General features: G+C 24.2%; 5 protein-coding genes and 1 pseudogene. 5 read left to right on the plus strand and 1 reads right to left on the minus strand.

The annotated features are described in order from the left end of the window. The 3 genes and pseudogenes from TS70_RS05885 to TS70_RS05895 all read left to right on the plus strand — a co-directional run. Positions 1-217, plus strand: a pseudogene (locus TS70_RS05885) (hypothetical protein); the annotation flags it as partial. Positions 218-823: 606 nt separating this feature from the next. Next, complete coding sequence (locus tag TS70_RS05890; protein ID WP_198049696.1) at positions 824-1,006, plus strand: hypothetical protein; 183 nt, start codon at positions 824-826, stop codon at positions 1,004-1,006. A gap of 139 nt (positions 1,007-1,145) precedes the next feature. Continuing rightward, the gene (locus TS70_RS05895; protein ID WP_040094682.1) at positions 1,146-1,409 is read left to right on the plus strand and encodes a hypothetical protein; all 264 of its coding nucleotides are present in this window, start codon (positions 1,146-1,148) and stop codon (positions 1,407-1,409) included. Positions 1,410-1,436: 27 nt separating this feature from the next. Here the strand turns inward: TS70_RS05895 and TS70_RS08735 are convergent, their stop codons facing one another. After that, positions 1,437-3,041 carry a lipoprotein gene (locus tag TS70_RS08735; protein ID WP_198049697.1) on the minus strand — a complete coding sequence of 535 codons (1,605 nt, stop codon included), beginning with the start codon at positions 3,039-3,041 and terminating at the stop codon, positions 1,437-1,439. A gap of 494 nt (positions 3,042-3,535) precedes the next feature. On the opposite strand from TS70_RS08735, the gene TS70_RS05905 reads away from it, so the two are divergent. Together TS70_RS05905 and TS70_RS05910 are read left to right on the plus strand one after the other, a co-directional pair. Continuing rightward, positions 3,536-3,778: a hypothetical protein gene (locus TS70_RS05905; protein WP_040094688.1), complete on the plus strand. Its 243-nt coding sequence runs from the start codon at positions 3,536-3,538 to the stop codon at positions 3,776-3,778. Beyond that, positions 3,765-4,535 carry a ParA family protein gene (locus tag TS70_RS05910; protein WP_040094690.1) on the plus strand — a complete coding sequence of 257 codons (771 nt, stop codon included), beginning with the start codon at positions 3,765-3,767 and terminating at the stop codon, positions 4,533-4,535. The genes TS70_RS05905 and TS70_RS05910 overlap by 14 nt, the downstream gene beginning before the upstream one ends. Positions 4,536-4,651 lie beyond the last annotated feature (116 nt).

A 4,651-nucleotide genomic window follows, 5' to 3' on the forward strand; every position in this document is an offset into this window, starting at 1 on the left:
CCAAACTGAACTAGAAGCAATGGCCAAACAAAAAGCAGAATTTCAAGCTTCAATCAAAGCCAAACATTCTGCTAATAAAACTGATAAAAAAATACAAGAGAATTATTCTCTTGTTGATAATTATAACACTGTTTATGAAAAAAACAAGGGTGACCCACCAAAAATGTCAGAAGAAGAACTCGAACAATTATTAACGGAATTAGACAACTTAGACTAATTCCCTAGTGAGTTTTTCACTCCCCTATTACCCCAGCACAGAACTTGCATAAAACCACAGCTGTAGCAAGACAACAAATACAACAGCAAGATATGGTCTTCATCATATCATTTTTACTGTTTGGTAAAGCACCTATTTTTATTATCCCTTTTCTTCCAATATAATTCCAAAACTATCCCTATACTATATCAAAACAACATATTTAATAAATTCTATATATTTTTTAAATAAATTTAATGGTAATTTTATTATTTTTTAAATAAAAAATATATGTTTGTTATTAATATTTTTTTGATTTTAAAAAATTAATAATATGACATAATTATTTTGCTTATGCTGCGGAACTACAAGCATTTTGGCACGCCGCTCACCCCAAACCCCGCACTCCCAACGTTGTTGATAGCACGGGGTTTGGGCTTAATGTTTGTGTTCCGCAGCGGTGGTTATTTATTGGTTATATTAATTACAATTAACATAACCAATAAATAACCACCTAGTTCCTTTTTTCTTTTAAGGGCACGGGCAAAAAGAAAAAAGCGAACACAAAAAAGAAAAAACCCCACCCTGTCAGTAGAAAAAGGGTGGTTGGTAAGGAGTTGATACACCATGGGTGAGTTAGAAAAAATATTGATTATGATAAATCGTTGGGGATACTTAACAGCAGAACAAATATCTTTGCTGTTGTATAAAAATCAAAATACTATTGAGCGATTATTAGATTATCACGCTTCAAAAGGTTTTTATAAAATAGACCAGCATACAAGAAAAAATATTTATTCTCTCTCATAAGGGTAATACTTTTGTTGGGCGAAATCATAAAAAAAGTATTAAAGTAAATTACTATGAATTGCAACACCAAGATATGTTAATTAAATGACTTGTTGTACAAACCGACATTATTTACTATCAAACTGAGCGGGAGCTCAAAATGGAAAACGGCAATCTCAACGCCTACCCCGACCTTATCATCACAAAAAGTAATGATAGCGAAATCTATGTTGAGTTTGAACGCACCCAAAAATCACCAAGTCGTTTTAAGAAAAAATTAGACGAACACACCAAATGACTACGCGAAGGTGGACAAATCTATTGAATTACCCCAACCCAAACACTAGCTAATTGAATTCAACGGCAAATTGACAAAAACGACTTTAAAACAGAGCTACAACAAGTCATCATCTGAAATATATAATAACTATGCTTGACAAGAATTAAACACCTACGAAATNTNAAANAANATAAAATANCGAGTATNTACTCGNTATTTTNTTTCTATATAAAAACTTGAAATATCATTTGTGCTAGCTAAAGAAATATAATAAAGTTTATCCAATTGTCATTTTACTCCGTACACAAATTGTATATTTCAAGTTGCCGTTGAAAGAGTATTATCAAAATGTTTTTTGTTATTCTCTTCTTTTATTGGAATTAAATCATCAGCTATAAAATATAAATTAAACATATCTATGTTATTTAACATTTTATTATTTTTTATAAAATTTGTGATTAATGATTCAAAGAAGTGTCTTTGATTAATTCTGCTTTTGTTATCTAATTTATTATAAATTTCAGATTCAACTTTTAATGTTATTGTTTTATCATCGTTTAATTTAGTTTCAAAGTATTTAAAAAAATTATAAATTAAATTTCCAAAGGAGTTTATTTCATTTTTAAATCACTGTTTTGTCATATAAAGATTAATTTCTTTTTTTAAAATTTTATTTATTAATGGAAGGCCAAAAATAGAAATAGCATTTAAATTAATATAAAAAGAATTAATTTTTAATTCATTTTCTATTGTATTTTTATAATAAAAATTAACAAAATCATCTCCATTATTTTTTAAATTATTTTTATTAAATAGTCATTTTGAAAGAGAATTTTCTTCTAATATATCTTTTTCTGTGCTAACTTTTTGATTTTTTGCTGTAAAATCACGCCATATATTAAAAATATCTTCATTATTGTTGTTTTTTGAAATTAAAAAATTATTATCTATTTCAATATCAATATTTTTTTTATCATTTTTTGCCATACTTTCTAAAAATGTTTGAATTTTATTCTTATTATAATTATTTACTAGTTTACTATTGTTATTTATATCCAACATAGCAATGTTTCGTTTTAATTCAGGATTAATATTAATATCAATATCTTCTAATTTAATTTTATAATTATTTTCATTTGCATAAAATTCATCAATTTTGGGTATAATATAATTAATTAATTCAGAAATTTTATCTAAAATAAAATTTTTATTTGTTGTAAAAATAAAATCAAATTTGTGATCAAAATTATTTATAATGTTTTTAAAAGTTAATTCAAATTGAAAATTACATGTTATAGTAATTGCTTTAACATTAGTAGATTTAACATTAATATTATTAATAATACTGTAAGCCTTTGGATCAATATAATTTATAGTAAATGTTTTTTGAATAATTTTAATAGGTTCAGAATTATAATAAAAATTATTATNTTCANTTTTTATTTTATTATTAATNTTATCTAATTTATTTTNAATTANTTGTGTAATNATATTACTTTCTNTTCCTGTNAAATNNANATTTTTTGATTGATTTGTATTAGAAACTTCACTATATAATGTACTATCATTTATTTGATAAACCATGTCTTCTTTTTTTAGTTCATTNAAAAACATATTTNNTGNTTCNNNTTGTANTTTATTTCAAGTTTTTATATCATTGTTATTTTCTTCTATATATTCTTTTTCTTTTTCTTTTAATTTTTTACAAGCGACGACACTGCTTGCGCCGGTTGCAGTTAAACTAACTGTNCCTAATATGCTTAAAATTTTTTTCATTTTTTAATTCCCCCTTTATTTTATTTCCTTGATGAGTTCTTCGTATGCTTGTTTNTGNCGCCAATANTANGGGTTCTCCCAAATACTACTTAAATCATTTTCAGTCTTAATAAATGTATCAGAATGTTTAATATTATTTTTTATTAAATAATTAGTATATTTTTCTAAGTTGTTATATTTGATATAAAATAATGTTATCATATAAATTAGTATTCTTGTAAAATATTTAGATCAATTTAAATCAAATAATTTAACCTAGTACCCTATTTAAAATCCTTATTTTATAAGGGTTTTTCATTGCTTGTTTTGCTGTCGTTGTCTGTGGCGCATTGAGTGTTATTTTCGTGGGTAAATTTGTATCAAAAAGTAAATTTATTTTTAATAATTCCCAATATATATAGTGTTTTTATTTATATTTTAAAAATAAAACAAATAAAAAATGTTTTATTTTTAAAAAAATGATACAATATGAATAAAGAAAAAAGGAGAAAAATATGGCAAAATTAAATACATTACTTGAAAAAAATGGAATAAAAGAACTTTCAAGTTTTTCTAATACAAAAGAATTTAAAAAAAGAACAAGCAAAGATATGATACCTAATACTTTTTGTTCTAAATATTTAGTAAATAAATTTAGGCAAGAAGCCGAAGAAAAAAGATGGAGTTTTACAACTTTAATGACAATTATTTTAGAAGAGCGTTATGGAAAGGAAAACAACAATAATGAAGATGATTAGTTTTTGTAATAAAAAAGGTGGGGTTGGAAAAACAACATTATGCAAAAATATTGCCTACAAGTTGGCACTTGATGGGGCAAAGGTCTTGTTGATTGACCTTGACCCGCAAGCAACATTGTCAGTACAATTTTATACAAATAAAATTGTAAAAGACATTACTTTATTAAAATTGTTTGGTGGGTTTAATGTTGGCATTAATAATATTATTCAACTAACAAAGTATAAAAACATTGACATCATTATTGGTGGGGAAGAATTAACAAAATCTTCTGCTATTTTAAATAATTTATATTCAAAAGATAAAATATATAAAATAGGAAAAAATATATTTGATAGTTTTAATAATATTTTTTCAAATTATGATTATGTGTTGATTGACTATCCACCAACAGTTTTGGAATTAGCAATAAATTTTCTAATTATTTCTGATTTAATTATTATGCCAATAAATAATGGTTTAGGTGCTTTTAAAGGAGTATTAGATTTAAAAAATACTTTAAATCATATTTGTAGACAAGAGAATAGTAATGTTCCAATTTTAAAAATAGTTTTTAATAATGTTAAAGAAGATGAAGATACTATTGAAATTTATAAGTTATTAGAAAACGAAAAATTAAATAATAATTTATTACAAAGTGTAATAACTAATTCAAAATCATTTATTAAAACCGAAAATAAACTTTCTAATATATGAGAAAATATTTATTATTGGCGTCAGAAACAAGCCTATGAAGAACTCATCAAGGAAATCAAATAACAATGAAAAAAGCGAAAAAGTGTGAAATAAATAATTGCAATAAAAATATGGTTTCGGTTGTTGGTGTTGTTGTTCCTCCCTTTTGCGAATATCATAATGGAATGTTTTTTGAATAT

The organism is Spiroplasma sp. hyd1 (genome assembly GCF_016082235.1).
GTDB lineage: Bacteria > Bacillota_I > Bacilli_A > Mycoplasmatales > Mycoplasmataceae > Spiroplasma > Spiroplasma poulsonii.